The organism is Pseudomonas sp. zfem005, assembly GCF_032621735.1.
Classification (GTDB): Bacteria; Pseudomonadota; Gammaproteobacteria; order Pseudomonadales; family Pseudomonadaceae; genus Metapseudomonas; species Metapseudomonas solani.
Map to the genome: position 1 here is coordinate 87,165 of NZ_JAVYJE010000014.1, position 18,157 is coordinate 105,321.

18 protein-coding genes are annotated in these 18,157 nt (G+C 62.8%); 5 read left to right on the plus strand and 13 right to left on the minus strand.

The genetic code is table 11. The features are described 5' to 3' along the window. Positions 1 to 452: 452 nt before the first annotated feature. From RTW82_RS27070 to RTW82_RS27105, 8 genes are all read right to left on the minus strand, one after another. Positions 453 to 1,262 (minus strand): secretin N-terminal domain-containing protein, encoded by an 810-nt coding sequence (locus tag RTW82_RS27070; RefSeq protein WP_316927022.1) that lies wholly within the window; start codon positions 1,260 to 1,262, stop codon positions 453 to 455. Further along, a complete protein-coding gene (locus RTW82_RS27075) occupies positions 1,259 to 1,888 on the minus strand; it encodes a histone acetyltransferase HPA2 (protein ID WP_184490269.1) in 630 nt (209 codons plus the stop codon). Before RTW82_RS27075 ends, RTW82_RS27070 begins: the two co-directional genes overlap by 4 nt. An 8-nt stretch (positions 1,889 to 1,896) precedes the next feature. Further along, positions 1,897 to 2,322 carry a GNAT family N-acetyltransferase gene (locus RTW82_RS27080; protein ID WP_316927023.1) on the minus strand — a complete coding sequence of 142 codons (426 nt, stop codon included), beginning with the start codon at positions 2,320 to 2,322 and terminating at the stop codon, positions 1,897 to 1,899. Continuing rightward, positions 2,315 to 3,481 (minus strand): cupin domain-containing protein, encoded by a 1,167-nt coding sequence (locus RTW82_RS27085; RefSeq protein ID WP_263402990.1) that lies wholly within the window; start codon positions 3,479 to 3,481, stop codon positions 2,315 to 2,317. The genes RTW82_RS27080 and RTW82_RS27085 overlap by 8 nt, the downstream gene beginning before the upstream one ends. A gap of 61 nt (positions 3,482 to 3,542) precedes the next feature. Next, a complete protein-coding gene (gene purB / locus RTW82_RS27090) occupies positions 3,543 to 4,913 on the minus strand; it encodes an adenylosuccinate lyase (protein WP_184490268.1) in 1,371 nt (456 codons plus the stop codon). A gap of 104 nt (positions 4,914 to 5,017) precedes the next feature. Further along, positions 5,018 to 5,638: a high frequency lysogenization protein HflD gene (hflD, locus tag RTW82_RS27095; protein ID WP_021219023.1), complete on the minus strand. Its 621-nt coding sequence runs from the start codon at positions 5,636 to 5,638 to the stop codon at positions 5,018 to 5,020. Further along, on the minus strand, positions 5,635 to 6,750 hold the full coding sequence (gene mnmA, locus RTW82_RS27100; protein WP_263402991.1) for a tRNA 2-thiouridine(34) synthase MnmA: 1,116 nt from the start codon (positions 6,748 to 6,750) through the stop codon (positions 5,635 to 5,637). Before mnmA ends, hflD begins: the two co-directional genes overlap by 4 nt. Positions 6,751 to 6,812: 62 nt before the next feature. Continuing rightward, the gene (locus tag RTW82_RS27105; RefSeq protein ID WP_263402993.1) at positions 6,813 to 7,259 is read right to left on the minus strand and encodes an NUDIX hydrolase; all 447 of its coding nucleotides are present in this window, start codon (positions 7,257 to 7,259) and stop codon (positions 6,813 to 6,815) included. 320 nt (positions 7,260 to 7,579) lie between these two features. Between RTW82_RS27105 and icd the strand changes: the two genes are divergently transcribed. Beyond that, the gene (icd, locus tag RTW82_RS27110; protein WP_316927024.1) at positions 7,580 to 8,836 is read left to right on the plus strand and encodes an NADP-dependent isocitrate dehydrogenase; all 1,257 of its coding nucleotides are present in this window, start codon (positions 7,580 to 7,582) and stop codon (positions 8,834 to 8,836) included. A gap of 66 nt (positions 8,837 to 8,902) precedes the next feature. Here icd and cspD read toward each other — a convergent pair whose 3' ends face one another. Further along, positions 8,903 to 9,169, minus strand: a complete 267-nt coding sequence (cspD, locus tag RTW82_RS27115) for a cold shock domain-containing protein CspD (protein ID WP_111262174.1) — start codon at positions 9,167 to 9,169, stop codon at positions 8,903 to 8,905. A gap of 228 nt (positions 9,170 to 9,397) precedes the next feature. Between cspD and clpS the strand changes: the two genes are divergently transcribed. Together clpS and clpA are read left to right on the plus strand one after the other, a co-directional pair. Further along, positions 9,398 to 9,760: an ATP-dependent Clp protease adapter ClpS gene (clpS, locus tag RTW82_RS27120; RefSeq protein WP_021219018.1), complete on the plus strand. Its 363-nt coding sequence runs from the start codon at positions 9,398 to 9,400 to the stop codon at positions 9,758 to 9,760. A 29-nt stretch (positions 9,761 to 9,789) separates the two neighbouring features. Beyond that, positions 9,790 to 12,060: an ATP-dependent Clp protease ATP-binding subunit ClpA gene (gene clpA, locus RTW82_RS27125; protein WP_316927025.1), complete on the plus strand. Its 2,271-nt coding sequence runs from the start codon at positions 9,790 to 9,792 to the stop codon at positions 12,058 to 12,060. 54 nt (positions 12,061 to 12,114) lie between these two features. Here the strand turns inward: clpA and infA are convergent, their stop codons facing one another. From infA to trxB, 4 genes are all read right to left on the minus strand, one after another. After that, a complete protein-coding gene (gene infA / locus RTW82_RS27130) occupies positions 12,115 to 12,333 on the minus strand; it encodes a translation initiation factor IF-1 (protein WP_016492441.1) in 219 nt (72 codons plus the stop codon). Between the two features lie 99 nt (positions 12,334 to 12,432). Next, complete coding sequence (locus tag RTW82_RS27135; RefSeq protein WP_316927026.1) at positions 12,433 to 13,140, minus strand: arginyltransferase; 708 nt, start codon at positions 13,138 to 13,140, stop codon at positions 12,433 to 12,435. Positions 13,141 to 13,193: 53 nt separating this feature from the next. Next, entirely contained in the window at positions 13,194 to 13,877 is a 684-nt protein-coding gene (aat, locus tag RTW82_RS27140; RefSeq protein WP_021219015.1) for a leucyl/phenylalanyl-tRNA--protein transferase, read from the minus strand. 42 nt (positions 13,878 to 13,919) lie between these two features. Continuing rightward, a complete protein-coding gene (gene trxB, locus RTW82_RS27145; RefSeq protein WP_021219014.1) occupies positions 13,920 to 14,870 on the minus strand; it encodes a thioredoxin-disulfide reductase in 951 nt (316 codons plus the stop codon). Positions 14,871 to 15,092: 222 nt separating this feature from the next. On the opposite strand from trxB, the gene ftsK reads away from it, so the two are divergent. Next, positions 15,093 to 17,498, plus strand: a complete 2,406-nt coding sequence (ftsK, locus tag RTW82_RS27150; protein ID WP_184490264.1) for a DNA translocase FtsK — start codon at positions 15,093 to 15,095, stop codon at positions 17,496 to 17,498. Positions 17,499 to 17,526: 28 nt separating this feature from the next. Next, on the plus strand, positions 17,527 to 18,153 hold the full coding sequence (lolA, locus tag RTW82_RS27155) for an outer membrane lipoprotein chaperone LolA (protein WP_021219012.1): 627 nt from the start codon (positions 17,527 to 17,529) through the stop codon (positions 18,151 to 18,153). Positions 18,154 to 18,157: the final 4 nt, after the last annotated feature.

Here is an 18,157-nt window from a genome sequence, read left to right on the forward strand (position 1 = left end):
TTCCCCCTGTGAGCCTTGGAAGGCAACACGGGTAGCTCACAACAGAACGCCGAGAATGTGACCGGTACGAGTAGGACACTCGAGAGGAGGGGTGACGATACGAGCGGCACGGATGACTTCGCTGCCCATTCCGGATGCGCTTTCGGCTCGTGGATGCCTCGGGCGTATCTGGTTCGGTTGGATCGTCGATCTGGCTGCTGCGCTAAACGCTTCCCCGTCCCTCAGGACAACTTCGTTCCAGTCGCAACCTCGTCGAACGGCCTTGTGGGCTGTAACAACACGGGACGGCTCGAAGGTATTGAGCGCGGCCCGGGAGCCCGTTTCAGGGCCCCTGGTTAGCGGGAGCGGGGCCATGATGCGCTTCAAACAAGTGTTCGTCAAACGTTTTGTAGTGATTTTTTGGCACTACTACATAAGTCTTAAGAACGACCGATTGGTCAGGGAAAGGGGGCTCAGTCGAGGCTCTCGACCTTCAGGCGCATGGTCATGTTTTCGCTGCCCTGGGTGCTGCGTTGGCGGAGGAAACCGCTATCGTCGGACTGGCTGGATTCGTTGACGCCGCCCACCGTGATCCATTCGCCGAGGCGGCCGCTGACGCGGGTGTCGGTGCTCTGCACGTCGATCACGCCGGGTTGGGATTGGCTCAGCCGATCGCGGTTGCTGCTGATGGCGACGTGGACGATGTCGCCGGTGATGCTGGCGGTGACGTAGAAGCCCCGGGTCACGTTGCGGTACTCGGTGTTGCTGTAGACCTGGCCGTAAGGGCCGGTGCTGGCGGTGGTTATGGGGACGCTCTGGCCGACCTGGATCAGTGCTGGGTAGCCCTCGCTGGCCTGCACCTGCTGGACGCCGCCGCCACGGGTGTCGGTGCTGCGGCGGATGATGTGCACCTGGTCGCGCCCGCGCACTTCACCGCGCCCGGCTTCGATGTCGACGCCGCCGACGCTGGCCGAGCCGTTGACCGCGTAGCCGCGATCGTCCTGGTAGTTGCTGTCGCTGGTGTCCACCGAGATCAGCAGGCGCTTGGGTGCAGTGTCGAGCTGGCCCAGCACCGTGCGCAGTTCCTGGATCTTCGCCGGCTCGGCGTTGACGATCAGCTGGTTGCCGTAGGCGCTGACGCGGCCTTCGTTGCCGAGTACCGACTGCACCACGGGCATCACGTCTTCGGCGGTGCGGTAGTTGAGCGGGATGACCTCGGTGGCTGCCTGGAGCGGCAGGCTCAGGGCAAGGAGCAGGGCGGCGAGGAGCGCGCGTGGGGTCATAGCAGGAAACTCCGCAGGTCGGGGTCACTGACGCTCTGTTCCCAGGCCTGGTCGAACTGGGCCTGGCGCAGGCGGCAGCGCCCGGGGTCGTTGTACAGAGCGTAGCCGGAGAAGCTGTCCGGTTCAGGGCGCAGCAGCAGGCCGCGGTCGTCCGTCAGCAGGTAGGCGCATTCTTCGTTGGGATGGTCGGGGTTGAGCTTGCGGATCTGGCTGTTGCTGGAGAGGCGGCGCACCAGGTTGAGTAGGCGATGGCCTTCCTTCACCGGGCGGGTCACGTCGCGCACCAGGATGCGCAGGCGGTTGCGCGGGTTGGCCAGGAGGAAGCGGGTGCAGGCGTCCTGGATGCTGCTGTGGTGGTAGAGCCAGGCTTCGAGGTCCGGCGTGTAGAGGCACAGGCTGCGCTGCGCCTGTTGCAGCAGGGCGAGGGCGTGGGGGCGGGCGTCTTCGGGCTTGGCGAAGCGCTGCAGGTCGCCGTGCTCGCCAAGGGTGAAGGGCGCGGGCTCCCAGGGGGCGGGCTCGCGCAGGTCCGGCACCGGGTTGTGGACCTCGAAACGCCCCGGTGACTGGAATTCGATGGCCGGCAATTCGGTCTCGGGTTCTTGGTTTTCCGGGGCGTTGGGTTCCATGTCGACCTCTACTGGCTGTCGCGCACCATGTCCACGTGAGGGATGCCGGCTTCGAGGAACTCGCCGCTGACGACGCGGAAGCCGTGGCGTTCATAGAAGGGGGTGGCGTGTACCTGGGCGGAGAGCATCTGCTGTTTGAGGCCGCGACGTTCCGCTTCGGCGATCACCGCTTCCAGCAGGCGATCGCCGACCCGCAGGCCACGCCAGTCCTTGAGCACCGAGACGCGGCCGATATGGCCGTCGGGCAGTAGGCGTGCGGTGCCGATGGCGTAGTCATGCTCGAGGGCGAGGAAATGGACCGCGTCGACGTCTTCCGCATCCCATTCCTGCTCCGGTGCCACCGCCTGCTCGGCGATGAACACGGCTTCACGGATGCGGCGCAGGTCGGCATTGTCCTTCTGCCAATCGGCGATGCGGATGTGTATCTCACTCATCGGCAAACTCCAGACTTCCTTGCTTGATCAGTTCCCACAGAAGCTTACGCCCGTCCTCGTCCGCCAGCCATTGGCCGAGGTTGTCGATGTGCAGCGCGTCGCTGGCGCAGACCAGTTTCAGCAACTCGCGCAGGCTGCTGGGCAGCAGGCGGCTCTGGCCGCTGGCAAACAGCATCAGGCCGATATCCACTTCGGACCAGGCCATGCGGGCGCTGGGGTTGCGGATCAGCACTGCGCCATCTTCCAGGGCGCCGACGAACTCGTCTTCGTCCACTTCGGTGCCGGCGACCAGTTCGGGGTAGCGCGGCTCGGTCATGAACTGGCCGAACCAGGTCAGCAGCAGGCGTTCATCGCTCATGTGCTCGGCCAGCAGCGCCTTGAGGCGGTCGAGGGAGTCCTGCTGGATCTGGTGCGGGTCGCTGACCGGGGTGATGTCGGCGTCGTTGTAGCGCTCTTCGTCCGGAATGAACTGGGCGAGGAAATCGGTGAAGTGGGTCAGCACCTCGGCGGCGCTGGGGGCGCGGAAGCCGACCGAGTAGGTCATGCAGTCGTCTTCGGCGATGCCGAAGTGGGCCAGGCGCGGCGGCAGGTAGAGCATGTCGCCCGGTTCCAGTACCCACTCATCGGTGCCGTGGAATTCGGCGAGGATGCGCAGATCGGCGTGGGGCAGCAGCGGGCTGTCGGTGTCGCACATCTGGCCGATCTTCCAGCGGCGCTGGCCGTGGGCCTGGAGCAGGAAGACGTCGTAGTTGTCGTAGTGCGGGCCGACGCCGCCGCCGGGCGCGGCGAAGCTGACCATGATGTCGTCGATGCGCCAGCTCGGCAGGAAGCGAAAGTGCTCCAGCAGCTCGGCGACTTCCGGGACGAACTGGTCGACGGACTGGACGAGGAGGGTCCATTCCTTTTCCGGCAGGTCCTGGTAGGTGTCTTCGGCGAAGGGGCCGCGACGCAGTTCCCAGGGGCGCTCGCCATGTTCGATCACCAGGCGCGATTCGACTTCCTCTTCCAGGGAGAGGCCGGCCAGCTCGTCGGGCGAGATGGGGCTTTCATAGCCCGGGATGGCCTGGCGGATCAGCAGCGGCTTCTTCTGCCAGTAGTCGCGGAGGAATTCACGGGCGGAGATGCCGCCGAGGATTTGCAGGGGGAGATCGGAAGTCATGGCGGAACCTTTGAAATAAAAACGCCCGGCACAGCCGGGCGTGCAAGGGGGGCGATAGCCGTTAGATGCGCTTGGCCTGGGCCACCGCGTTGCCGATGTAGGCGGCGGGGGTCAGCTTGCGCAGCTCGGCCTTGGCTTCAGCCGGCATGTCGAGGCCATCGATGAAAGTCTGCAGCGCTTCGGGGCTGATGCCCTTGCCGCGGGTCAGTTCCTTCAGCTTCTCGTAGGGGTTCTCGATGGCGTAGCGGCGCATCACGGTCTGGATCGGCTCGGCGAGGACTTCCCAGCAGGCATCCAGGTCGGCGGCGATGCGGGCTTCATTCAGCTCCAGCTTGCCGATGCCCTTGAGGCTGGCTTCGTAGGCGATGACGCTGTGGGCGAAGCCGACGCCGAGGTTGCGCAGCACGGTGGAGTCGGTCAGGTCGCGCTGCCAGCGGGAGATCGGCAGTTTGCTGGCCAGGTGCTGGAACAGGGCGTTGGCGATGCCGAGGTTGCCTTCGGAGTTTTCGAAGTCGATCGGGTTGACCTTGTGCGGCATGGTCGAGGAGCCGATTTCGCCGGCAACGGTCTTCTGCTTGAAGTAGCCGAGGGAGATGTAGCCCCAGACGTCACGATCGAAGTCGATGAGGATGGTGTTGAAGCGGGCGATGGCGTCGAACAGCTCGGCGATGTAGTCGTGCGGCTCGATCTGGGTGGTGTAGGGGTTGAAGCCCAGGCCCAGGTCGCCTTCGATGAATTCGCGGGCGTTGGCTTCCCAGTCAACTTCCGGGTAGGCGGAGAGGTGGGCGTTGTAGTTGCCCACGGCGCCGTTGATCTTGCCCAGCAGCGGGACGGCGGCTACCTGGGCGATCTGGCGCTCCAGGCGGTAGACGACGTTGGCCAGTTCCTTGCCCAGGGTGGTGGGGGAGGCGGGCTGGCCGTGGGTGCGGGAAAGCATCGGCACGTCGGCGAAGCGGATCGCCAGCTCACGGATGGCGTTGGCCACCTGGCGCATCAGCGGCAGCAGGACGTCATCACGGCCTTCACGCAGCATCAGGGCGTGGGACAGGTTGTTGATGTCCTCGCTGGTGCAGGCGAAGTGGATAAATTCGCTGACCTTGGCCAGCTCCGGCAGCTTGGCGGCCTGCTCCTTGAGCAGGTACTCCACGGCTTTCACGTCGTGGTTGGTGGTGCGCTCGATTTCCTTGATGCGCTCGGCGTGCTCCAGCTGGAAGTTTTCGGCCAGCTCGTTGAGCAGGGCGTTGGCTTCGGCGGAGAAGGGCGCGACTTCCGGAACGCCAGCGTGGGCAGCAAGGCGCTGCAGCCAGCGGACTTCGACCTGTACGCGGAAGCGGATCAGGCCATATTCACTGAAGATCGGGCGCAGTGCGCTGGTTTTGCCGGCGTAGCGGCCATCGACGGGGGAAACCGCGGTGAGCGAGGAGAGCTGCATGGGGCGTTCTCGGACAATCGGTCAACGAAAAGGGCGCACATCATACATGAAAACCGGCCCCGAAACCGCGTCCGGGCATGCGCCGTTCGGCGCCTGCCCGTGGCTCAGCCGCGCAGCATGGGGTAGAGCTCGCCGAGCAGCTTGCGGCGGCTGAACAGCAGCTGCCAGCGGTGGCCGCCGAGCTGGCGCCAGAGGCGTGCGGAGCGGATGCCGGTGAGCAGCAGGGCGCGGATCTTGGCGGCGTTGCTCGGTTGCTGCAGGTTGCGCATGTCGCCATGCACCTGGATGCGCTGTCGGAAGGTGCTGAGGGTGTCCTGGTAGAGGCTGCCGCAGGAGGCGATGACGTTGTCGTGGACGAGGCCGAAGTGCTGGGTCTGCTGCTGGATCTGGTCCAGGCGGCTGCCGATCAGCTGCAGCATGTCTTCGCGCTTGTTCAGCTGGCGCTCCAGGGTCAGCAGCGACAGGGCGTAGCGCAGGGGCTCGCGCTGCAGGCTGCTGGGTTCGCGTTCCAGGGCGCTGATCAGGGCCTTGTAGCCGTCGCGCAGGTTGATGTCGTCACCGCCGTACACGTCGAGGGTGCTCTTCGGGTCGCGAACCAGCAGGCTGCCGAGCATGCAGCCCAGCGGCGCTTCGCTGATCTGGCCGGTCTTGGCGATCTTGTCCACCAGTACGGCGGCTTCGAATACGGCGCCCAGCGCGATCAGTTGTTCCTGCAATGGGGTCATGGGCGCACCTCGGCGTCCCAGGCGTCATAGCTTTCGATGACACCGCCGCCGAGGCAGATTTCGCCGTCGTAGAAGACCACGGACTGGCCGGGAGTGACGGCGCGCTGAGGCTCGTCGAACACGGCGCGATAGCCGGTGGCGGTCTTTTCCAGGGTGCAGGCCTGATCAGCCTGGCGATAGCGGACCTTGGCGGTCAGTGCGCGGGGCTGCTCGAGGTCGATGGGGTTGACCCAGAAGATCTCGGAGGCGAGCAGAGCGCGGGAGAACAGCCAGGGGTGTTCGTTGCCTTGGCCGACCACCAGGACGTTGCGCTCCAGGTCCTTGGCCAGTACGTACCAGGGCTCGTCGCTGGCGTCCTTCATGCCGCCGATGCCCAGGCCCTGGCGCTGGCCAATGGTGTGGTACATCAGGCCGTGGTGGCGGCCGATGACGTCGCCATCGGTGGTCTCGATGTTGCCGGGTTGGGCGGGCAGGTATTGCTTGAGGAAGTCGCTGAAGCGGCGCTCGCCGATGAAGCAGATGCCGGTGGAGTCCTTTTTCTTGGCAGTGGCCAGGCCATGTTTCTCGGCGATGGCGCGGACTTCCGGCTTTTCCAGTTCGCCCACGGGGAACAGGGTGCGGGCGATTTCCTTGCCGCCGACAGCGTGGAGGAAGTAGCTCTGGTCCTTGTTCGGGTCCAGGCCCTTGAGCAGTTCGGTGCGGCCGTCGATGTCGCGGCGGCGCACGTAGTGACCGGTGGCGATCAGGTCGGCGCCGAGCATCAGGGCGTAGTCGAGGAAGGCTTTGAACTTGATCTCGCGGTTGCAGAGGATGTCCGGGTTCGGCGTGCGGCCGGCCTTGTATTCGGCAAGGAAGTGCTCGAAGACGTTGTCCCAGTACTCGGCGGCGAAGTTGGCGGTGTGCAGCTTGATGCCGATGCGGTCGCACACGGCCTGGGCGTCCGCCAGGTCTTCCTTGGCGGTGCAGTATTCGGTGCCGTCGTCCTCGTCCCAGTTCTTCATGAACAGGCCTTCCACCTGGTAACCCTGTTCCATCAGCAGGAGGGCGGAAACGGAAGAGTCCACGCCGCCGGACATGCCGACGATCACGCGGGTTTTGGCTGTATCGGACATAAGGCTCTGGGGGCTGCTGCAAAAAAGAACGGGATTCTATCAGGTGCGCTTGCCTCGGGCGATCACGCCGGGTCGCGGATCAGGCTGAGGGGGAAGCGCTCGCCGGCCAGGTAGTCATCGATGCAGCGCATGATCAGTGGGCTGCGCCATTGCTCGCGGTGGGCCAGGAGCTCGTCACGGGTCAGCCAGCGCGGGCCGATGATGCCATCGTCCAGCTCGCGTTCGGGTAGGTGGCGCAAGGGGCGGGCGGCGAAGCACACGCGCTGGTAGGTGACGCCGTTGCTCGGCGCTGTATAGAGGTAGATGCCGGTGACGGCGGTCAGTTCGACTTCCCAGCCGGTTTCCTCGAGGGTTTCGCGCAGGGCGGCCTGGATGAGACTTTCGTCGGCTTCCAAGTGGCCGGCAGGCTGGTTTAATACCGCCCGGCCATCCGACATCTCCTCGACCATCAGGAAACGGCCCTGGTCTTCGATCAGGGTGGCGACTGTGACATGGGGGGTGAAACGCATGGAGTCCTCCTTAGGTGGGGGCTGATAGTAGCCATCGGTTGATGGCCCGGCGAGAGAGGAGCAATCCGGAAGCAAGCTGCTAGGATGAATAGCGCTTGCTCGGATGGCTACGTGTAGCGAAGTTGTAGTTTGACTACATGTAGGGCTAAAGCACAGGTTTCATGCGGGTTTAACTGCCAACCCGATCTGTCGAAACATGGAAAAGTGCGTGACTTTCTGTAGAAAAACTACAAGAATGTGCCGCCTTTCCGAGACCCAAGATCCATCCGTCGCGCCGACCGCGTGATGGTTGTCAGACCACGAGAACTACGGAGTCCAGCATGGGATACCAAAAGATCCAGGTGCCTGCTACCGGTGACAAAATCACCGTCAATGCCGATATGTCCCTGAACGTCCCGAACAACCCGATCATCCCCTTCATCGAAGGTGATGGCATTGGCGTCGACATCAGCCCAGTCATGATCAAGGTGGTTGATGCCGCCGTTGCCAAGGCCTACAACGGCACTCGCAAGATCTCCTGGATGGAAGTCTACGCTGGCGAGAAGGCCACCCAGGTCTATGACCAAGACACCTGGCTGCCGAAAGAAACCCTGGAAGCGGTACGTGACTACGTCGTTTCCATCAAAGGCCCGCTGACCACTCCGGTCGGTGGTGGCATCCGCTCCCTGAACGTGGCCCTGCGCCAGGAGCTGGACCTGTATGTCTGCCAGCGTCCCGTTCGCTGGTTCGAAGGCGTGCCCAGCCCGGTCAAGAAGCCGGGTGACGTGGACATGATCATCTTCCGTGAGAACTCGGAAGACATCTACGCCGGCGTCGAGTGGAAAGCTGGCTCCCCCGAGGCCGAGAAGGTCATCAAGTTCCTCACTGAGGAAATGGGCGTCAAGAAAATCCGCTTCACCGAAAACTGCGGCATCGGCATCAAGCCGGTTTCCCTGGAAGGCACCAAGCGCCTCGTGCGCAAGGCCCTGCAGTACGCTGTGGACAACGATCGCAGCTCCGTGACCATCGTCCACAAAGGCAACATCATGAAGTTCACCGAAGGTGCCTTCAAAGAGTGGGGCTACGAAGTCGCACGTGATGAGTTCGGTGCCGAGCTGCTGGACGGCGGCCCGTGGATGCAGTTCAAGAACCCGAACACCGGCAAGAACATCGTGGTGAAAGACGCCATCGCCGACGCCATGCTGCAGCAGATCCTGCTGCGTCCGGCCGAGTACGACGTCATCGCTACCCTGAACCTGAACGGTGACTACCTGTCCGACGCCCTGGCGGCCGAAGTGGGTGGTATCGGTATCGCTCCGGGTGCCAACCTGTCCGACACCATCGCCATGTTCGAAGCGACTCACGGCACCGCGCCGAAGTACGCTGGCCAGGACAAGGTCAACCCGGGTTCGGTCATCCTCTCTGCCGAGATGATGCTGCGCCACATGGGTTGGGTCGAAGCGGCTGACCTGATCATCAAGGGCACCAACGGTGCCATCGCTGCGAAGACCGTTACTTACGACTTCGAGCGTCTGATGGACGGTGCCACGCTGCTTTCCTGCTCTGGCTTCGGCGACGCCACCATCGATCACATGTGAGATTGATGGCGTGACAAAAAGGCCGGTCATCATGACCGGCCTTTTTTATGCCCTAAGGAATTGGGCTCAAGCCTCGACCGTGCTGCCCTGGGGGAGGCTGGCAGTGGCGGCAGGTGCTTCGGAATTCGCCGTGACCGTACTGATGTTCACGGCGTGCAGGCCTTTGGGGCCCTGGATGATATCGAAGCTTACCGGTTGGCCAGCTTTCAAGGTTTTATAGCCATCCATCTGAATGGCCGAATAATGGGCGAACAGGTCCTCATCTCGGCCATCAGCGAGGATAAATCCATAGCCCTTGGCGTTGTTGAACCACTTGACCTTACCGCTAACCATGCTGATATCCCTCTGCAAAGGACTCCATCACTGGAGTATCATCCACTTCGACCCCGCGCCCGCTTCGACCATATGGACGAGGGTGCGGAACCCCTGATACCCGTAGGTGGGTATCCATTGTTTGTAACACCGTTTTGCCTTTAGTCAAGGCAATGCAGCGGCCAGCTGAGAAGCGGGTCAAAGTCCATGGGACGTCCCATTTCGTCTACCAAGAAGCTTTATTCCAGCATGCATGCAAGCAGCCAGATTCGACTAACATTCAATCAGGATCGCCCTGAGCATCATGGGGACGACGACTCCGGTCTGTTGGTCCAGGAAGCGAAGCCGATCCTGCAGGCGCCACCCATGTATAAGGTGGTCATGTTTAACGATGACTACACACCGATGGATTTCGTGGTGGAAGTCCTAGAGGTGTTCTTCAGTCACAACCGCGAGGCAGCGACCAAGGTCATGCTGACCGTCCATACCGAAGGGCGGGCGGTCTGTGGAGTGTTTACACGCGATATTGCTGAAACCAAGGCGATGCAGGTGAATCAATACGCGAGAGAGAGTCAGCATCCGCTACTCTGTGAGATCGAGAAGGACGGTTAACGCCGACCGCTTGGGTATGAGGTGAAGCTATGTTGAACCGTGAGCTCGAAGTCACCCTCAATCTTGCCTTCAAGGAGGCCCGTGCCAAGCGTCATGAATTCATGACGGTCGAGCATTTGTTGCTGGCCCTTCTGGACAATGAGGCAGCCTCCGCAGTGCTGAAGGCCTGCGGGGCGAACCTGGACAAGCTGCGGCATGATCTACAGGAATTCATCGACTCCACCACGCCGCTGATCCCTCAGCATGACGAGGACCGCGAAACCCAGCCTACGCTCGGGTTCCAGCGCGTATTGCAGCGCGCCGTGTTCCACGTGCAGAGCTCCGGCAAGCGTGAAGTCACAGGCGCCAACGTGTTGGTGGCCATCTTCAGCGAGCAGGAAAGCCAGGCGGTGTTCCTGCTCAAGCAGCAGAGCGTCGCCCGTATCGATGTCGTCAACTACATCGCCCACGGCATCTCCAAGGTGCCTGGCCATGGCGAGCAGCATGATAGCGAGCAGGAAATGCAGGATGACGAAGGTGGGGAGTCTTCTTCCGCTGGGCATCCGCTGGATGCCTATGCAAGCAATCTGAATGAACTGGCGCGCCAGGGGCGTATCGACCCGCTCGTCGGTCGCGAGACCGAGGTGGAGCGGGTCGCGCAGATCCTGGCGCGACGCCGCAAGAACAACCCGCTGCTGGTGGGTGAGGCGGGCGTCGGCAAGACGGCGATTGCCGAAGGCCTGGCCAAGCGCATCGTCGACAACCAGGTTCCTGAGTTGCTGGCTGATAGCGTCGTCTACTCCCTCGACTTGGGTGCCCTGCTGGCGGGTACCAAATACCGTGGTGACTTCGAGAAGCGCTTCAAGGCGCTGCTCAACGAGCTGCGCAAACGCCCCCATGCGATCCTCTTCATCGATGAGATCCACACCATCATTGGTGCGGGTGCGGCATCGGGCGGGGTAATGGATGCGTCCAATCTGCTCAAGCCGCTGCTGTCCTCCGGGGAGATCCGTTGCATCGGCTCGACCACCTTCCAGGAATTCCGCGGCATCTTCGAGAAGGATCGCGCCCTGGCGCGTCGCTTCCAGAAGGTCGATGTAAGCGAGCCGTCGGTTGAAGACACCGTGGGCATCCTCAGGGGGCTCAAGGGCCGCTTCGAGCAGCACCACCACATCGAGTACAGCGACGAGGCTCTGCGGGCTGCTGCTGAGCTCGCTGCGCGCTATATCAACGATCGGCACATGCCGGACAAAGCCATCGACGTTATCGACGAGGCGGGGGCCTATCAGCGCCTGCAGCCGGAAGACAAGCGTGCTCCTCGTATCGATGTTGCGCAGGTCGAGGATATCGTCGCGAAAATCGCGCGGATTCCTCCAAAGCACGTCAATAGTTCCGACAAGGAATTGCTGCGTAACCTCGAGCGTGACCTGAAGCTGACCGTATTCGGCCAGGATGCCGCCATCGACTCGCTGTCGACGGCCATCAAGCTGTCCCGGGCGGGCCTCAAGTCGCCGGACAAGCCGGTGGGCTCCTTCCTCTTCGCGGGCCCCACGGGCGTCGGCAAGACCGAAGTCGCTCGCCAACTGGCGAAGGCGATGGGTATCGAGCTGGTGCGCTTCGACATGTCCGAGTACATGGAGCGGCACACTGTGTCACGCTTGATCGGTGCGCCTCCCGGGTACGTAGGTTTCGACCAGGGTGGCTTGCTCACCGAAGCCATCACCAAGATGCCGCATTGCGTGTTGCTGCTCGACGAGATCGAAAAGGCGCACCCCGAGGTCTTCAACCTGCTGCTGCAGGTGATGGACCACGGCACGCTGACCGACAACAACGGGCGCAAGGCGGACTTCCGCAACGTCATCGTGATCATGACCACCAACGCCGGTGCCGAGACCGCTGCGCGTGCCTCCATCGGCTTTACGCATCAGGACCATTCGTCCGATGCCATGGAGGTCATTCGCAAGAGCTTTACGCCGGAGTTCCGCAACCGCCTGGATACCATCATCCAGTTCGGTCGCCTCAGTCACGAAACCATCAAGAACGTGGTCGACAAGTTCCTCACCGAGTTGCAGGCGCAGCTGGAGGACAAGCGCGTTCAACTGGTGGTCAGCGACGAGGCGCGCGGCTGGCTTGGCGAGCGGGGTTATGACGTGCAGATGGGTGCTCGCCCGATGGCGCGCTTGATTCAGGACAAGATCAAGCGTCCGCTGGCGGAGCAGATCCTCTTTGGCGAGCTGGCTGAGCACGGCGGTGTCGTGCACATCGACGTCAAGGATGGTGAGCTCGAGTTCGATTTCGAGACCACTGCCGAAATGGCCTGACGATGGAGTAACGCAAAAAGCCCGGCTAGTGCCGGGCTTTTTGTTGTGGATCTGTCAGCGGGCGCGGTAGGTGATGCGGCCTTTGCTCAGATCGTAGGGAGTCAGTTCAACGCGAACCTTGTCACCGGTGAGGATGCGGATGTAGTTCTTGCGCATTTTCCCAGAAATATGCGCGGTGACGACGTGCCCGTTTTCCAACTCCACGCGGAACATGGTGTTAGGCAGGGTATCGATGACAGTGCCTTCCATTTCGAAGCTGTCTTCTTTCGACATGCAGTAAAGCCCTCGGTATCAATGATTGGCCGGGTGCAAACGGCGCCTGGCAAAAACGGCGTGCATTGTGCCCGAAAATTGCACCGTAAGCCAAGGGTTTCAGGTGAGGGTGACCCAGCGCTGGTTGACGAAGAGCTCGATGGGACGGTACTGGGTCTTGTAGTTCATCTTCCGGCAATTTTTGATCCAGTAGCCCAGATAGACCGCCTGGAGGCCCAGGCGCAGTGTTTCTCCGATCTGCCAGAGAATGGCGAAGCGGCCGAGGCTGCGGCGCTCCTCCGACGGGTCGTAGAAGGTGTAAACGGCGGAGAGGCCGTTGGGCAGGACATCGGTGACCGCTATGGCAACCAGGCGGCCGTCCAGGCGGAACTCGTAAAAGCGCGAGAAGGGCAGGTCGCGAACCAGGAAGGTGGAGAACTGGTCGCGGCTCGGTGGGTACATGTCGCCATCTGCGTGGCGCTCTTCGATATAGCGGGCGTAGAGGGCGTAGTACTCCTCGTTGAAGGTCGGGCGTACGGCGCGGACTTCGATATCGGTGTTGCGCTTGAGGATACGTCGCTGCTGGCGGCTGGGGGCGAAGGCTTCTGCGGGGATGCGTGCGGGGACGCAGGCGGTGCAGCGTTGGCAGTGGGGGCGGTAGAGGTGGTCGCCGCTGCGGCGAAAACCCATTTCCGAGAGTTCGGCGTAGACCTCCACATCCATCGGCTGACTGGGGTCGAGGAACAGTGTCGTGGCCTGTTCTTCGGGCAGGTAGCTGCAAGGATGCGGTTGAGTGGCATAGAACTTCAGGCGAGCCAGCTCGGTCATGGTCGAATCTCGAAAAAGCCTTCTGCAAGTGTAAGCCAGGGTTGGCGACTCGCCTAGGCGACGACCCAGTCGGCGCTGTTGGGTTGGTCGAGGTAGAGCTGCAGGTAGCGCGAAAACTTCTCGCGACTGATAGAGCGGGCGCCGAAGCTGTGCAGGTGCTGGGTCGGCATCTGGCAATCGATGAGCACGAAGCCCCAGCGGGACAGGTGCTGGGTCAGGGTGACGAAGCCGACCTTGGAGGCGTTGTCGGTGCGGCTGAACATCGACTCACCGAAGAACAGCTTGCCCATGGCGAGCCCGTACAGGCCGCCTACCAGCTCGTCTTCCAGCCAGACCTCGACCGAATGCGCGACGCCGCGGCGGTGCAGTTCCAGATAGGCGGCCTGCATCGGCGTGGTAATCCAGGTGCCGTCCGCGTAGCTGCGTGGCCCTGCGCACGCCTGGATGACGGCGGGGAAATCCTGGTCGAAGGTGATGCGGAAGCGCTGCTGGCGCATCAGCTTGGCCAGGCTGCGGGAGGTATGGATTTCCTGGGGTGGCAGGACGGTGCGTGGGTCTGGTGACCACCAGAGTATCGGCTGGCCATCCTGGAACCAGGGGAAGCAGCCGTGGCGGTATGCCTGGACCAGGCGCTCCGGGGAGAGGTCGCCACCCGCGGCCAGTAGGCCGTTCGGCTCGCGAAGGGCGCGCTCCAGGGGCGGGAAGATGAGGTTGTCGCGGCTCAGCCAGGTCAGCATGGAGGAGGGGAGGGCGGCGCGGATGGGCGCCGCCTCAGGGCCTTAGTTGTCGTCGAGGAATTTTTCGGCGTCCAGTGCGGCCATGCAGCCGGCGCCAGCGGAGGTGATGGCCTGGCGGTAGACGTGGTCGGCTACGTCGCCGGCGGCAAACACACCTTCGATGCTGCTGGCGGTTGCGTTGCCTTCGGAGCCGCCGCGTACTACCAGGTAGCCGTCGCGCATTTCCAACTGGCCCTGGAAGAGCTCGGTGTTGGGCTTGTGGCCGATGGCGATGAATACGCCAGCCAGGGGCATTTCACGGGTTTCGCCGCTGGTGGTGTCCTTCAGGCGCACGCCGGTGACGCCGGTGGCATCACCCAGTACTTCTTCCAAGGTGTGGTTCCAGTGCAGGCGAACGTTGCCGTTCTTGGCTTTCTCGAACAGTTTGTCCTGAAGGATCTTCTCCGAGCGCAGCTTGTCGCGGCGGTGGATCAGGTGGACTTCCTTGGCGATGTTGGAGAGGTACAGCGCTTCTTCGACTGCGGTATTGCCCCCGCCGATCACGCAGACCACCTGGTTGCGGTAGAAGAAGCCGTCGCAGGTGGCGCAGGCCGAAACGCCCTTGCCGGCAAAGGCTTCTTCGGACGGTAGGCCCAGGTACTGAGCGGAGGCGCCGGTGGCGATGATCAGGGCGTCGCAGCTATAGGTGCCGCTGTCGCCCTTGAGGATGAACGGGCGTTGCTGCAACTCGGCGGTGTGGATGTGGTCGTAGACGATCTCGGTGTCGAAACGCTCGGCGTGCTTCTGCATGCGCTCCATCAGGGCCGGGCCGGTGAGGCCTTCGACGTCACCGGGCCAGTTGTCGACTTCGGTGGTGATGGTCAGCTGGCCGCCGGGCTGGATGCCGGTGATGACGACGGGTTTGAGGTTAGCGCGGGCGGCATACACGGCGGCGGTGTAACCGGCCGGGCCGGAGCCCAGGATGATCAGGCGTGAATGCTTGACGTCGCTCATAAAAAGGCCTCATAAGTCTTTGTCACAAAAGAGAATGCATGCTCAAATTGAGCGCTGCGCAAGATGTTGGCGGCTATGCTACACCGAAGCACGAATCAGCGGCAAAACGCTCCAGGCTCAATGGGCGCGCTGTCGCGCCGGGTGGTTAAGCCCGTACAATAGGCGGCATTTCCGCCAGTAACCGATTCTTGAGCGCGCCTCGGGGCGCAGGAAAAAAGGCGTTTGAAGAATTCCACGAGTACCGCCCAGACGCCCGTCTGGCGCCAGCAATTGCATTACCGCCTCAAGGAAGGTGCGCTGATCGCGCTGGGCGCGTTGTGCCTTTACCTGTGGATGGCGCTGCTCACCTACGATTCCTCCGACCCGGGCTGGACCCACACCAGCAACGTCGAGCAGGTGCAGAACGCGGCGGGCCGCCTCGGCGCCTGGTTCGCCGACATCCTGTTCATGGCCCTGGGCTACTTCGCCTATATCTTCCCGTTGCTGCTGGCGATCAAGACGCTGCAGGTGTTCCGTCATCGCCATCAGGCTATCGACTGGAGTGGATGGCTGTTCTCCTGGCGCCTGATCGGCCTGGTGTTCCTGGTGCTTTCCGGCGCTGCGTTGGCCGATATCCATTTCCAGGACAGCGTCGGCATGCCCGCTTCTGCTGGCGGTGCGCTGGGCGAGAGCCTCAGCCACCTGGCGGTCAACGCCCTGAACGTCCAGGGCAGCACGCTGATGTTCTTCGCGCTGTTCCTCTTCGGCCTGACGGTGTTCACCGACCTGTCCTGGTTCAAGGTGATGGACCTGACCGGCAAGATCACCCTTGATCTCATCGAACTGATCCAGAGCCTGATCAACCGTTGGTGGAGCGCGCGCTCCGAGCGCAAGCTGCTGGTTGCCAAGCTGCGCGAGGTCGATGACCGCGTCAGCGAAGTCGCCGCACCTGTGGTTCGCGACAGCCGCGAGCAAGCCAAGGTCAAGGAGCGCCTGATAGAGCGCGAAGAGGCCCTGGCCAAGCACATGACCGAACGCGACAAGCGCCCGGCCCCCGTCATCACTCCGCCTGCGCCGGCCAAGGCGGCCGAGCCGAGCAAACGGGTGCAGAAGGAGAAACAGGCCCCGCTGTTCGTCGACAGCGCTGTGGAAGGCACCCTGCCACCCATCTCCATCCTCGATGCGGCGGAAAAGAAGCAGAAGAGCTACTCCCCGGAGTCCCTGGAGGCGATGTCGCGCCTGCTGGAAATCAAGCTCAAGGAGTTCGGGGTCGAGGTCATAGTCGAGTCCGTGCATCCGGGTCCGGTGATCACCCGTTTCGAGATCCAGCCCGCTGCGGGCGTCAAGGTCAGCCGTATTTCCAACCTGGCCAAGGACCTCGCACGTTCCCTGGCGGTGATCAGCGTGCGCGTCGTGGAAGTAATTCCCGGCAAGACCACCGTGGGCATCGAAATCCCCAACGAGGATCGACAGATCGTGCGCTTCTCCGAAGTGCTGTCCTCGACCGAATACGACGATGCCAAGTCCCCCGTGACCATGGCGCTGGGCCATGATATCGGCGGCCGCCCGGTAATCACCGACCTGGCCAGGATGCCCCACCTGCTGGTTGCCGGTACCACCGGTTCCGGTAAGTCCGTAGGTGTGAACGCCATGATCCTGTCGATCCTGTTCAAGTCCACGCCCGAGCAGGCGCGGCTGATCATGATCGACCCGAAGATGCTCGAACTGTCGATCTACGAAGGCATTCCGCACCTGCTGTGCCCGGTCGTGACCGACATGAAGGAAGCCGCCAACGCGCTGCGCTGGAGCGTGGCCGAGATGGAGCGGCGCTACAAGCTGATGGCCGCCATGGGCGTGCGTAACCTGGCCGGCTTCAACCGCAAGGTCAAGGATGCGGAAGAGGCGGGCACCCCGCTCACCGATCCGCTCTACCGTCGCGAGAGCATGGAGGACGAAGCGCCTCTGCTGAAGACGCTGCCCACCATCGTGGTCATCGTCGACGAATTCGCCGACATGATGATGATCGTCGGCAAGAAGGTGGAAGAGCTCATCGCCCGTATCGCGCAGAAGGCGCGTGCGGCGGGCATCCACCTGATCCTCGCCACCCAGCGCCCCTCGGTGGACGTGATCACCGGCCTGATTAAGGCCAACATCCCCACCCGCATGGCGTTCCAGGTTTCCAGCAAGATCGACTCGCGCACCATTCTCGACCAGGGCGGTGCCGAACAGCTGCTCGGCCACGGTGACATGCTCTACCTACCGCCGGGTACCGGCCTGCCCATCCGCGTCCATGGCGCCTTCGTTTCCGACGATGAAGTGCACCGCGTCGTGGAAGCCTGGAAGCTGCGTGGCGCCCCCGACTACATCGAAGACATCCTTGCCGGCGCCGAAGAAGGCGGTGGCTCCAGCGGTGGTTTCGATGGTGGCGAAGGCGGCGAGGGCAGCGAGGAAGACCCGCTCTACGACGAGGCCGTGCGCTTTGTGACCGAGAGCCGCAGGGCCTCGATTTCCGCTGTGCAGCGCAAGCTGAAGATCGGCTACAACCGTGCTGCACGGATGATCGAAGCGATGGAAATGGCTGGCGTCGTCACGCCCATGAACACCAACGGCTCGCGTGACGTAATCGCGCCGGGCCCGATTCGCGACTAACCCCGAACGAATTCTGATGAGGACCCCCATGCGACTGATCCGCATGCTGCTCGTTGCCGCGCTGAGTCTTGGCGCCCTGCAGGCCCAGGCCGATGACCAGGTAGCCATCGCCCGCCTGACTGAAATGCTCAACAAGGCACAGACCATTACCGGCCGCTTCTCCCAGCTGACCCTGGACGGCTCCGGCACCCAACTGCAGGAAACCTCCGGTGAGCTGGTGCTCAAGCGCCCCGGGCTGTTCCGCTGGCACACCGACGAGCCGATGGAGCAGCTGCTGGTATCCAACGGCCAGAAGGTCTGGCTGTATGACCCGGACCTGCAGCAGGTCACCATCCAGACCCTCGATCAGCGCCTGACCCATACGCCTGCGCTGCTGTTGTCGGGCGATGTGTCGAAGATCAGCGAGAACTTCGAGATCACCCACAAGGAAGGTGGCGACGTGGTCGACTTCATCCTCACGCCCAAGGCCAAGGACACCCTGTTCGACACCCTGCGCCTGTCCTTCCGCAACGGTGTGATTAACGACATGCAGCTGATCGACAGCGTCGGCCAGCGCACCAACATCCTCTTCCTCGGCGTGAAGATGAACCAGGCGATCGATGCCGCCCAGTTCGACTTCAAGGTTCCGGAAGGCGCCGACGTCATTCAGGAATAAGAGG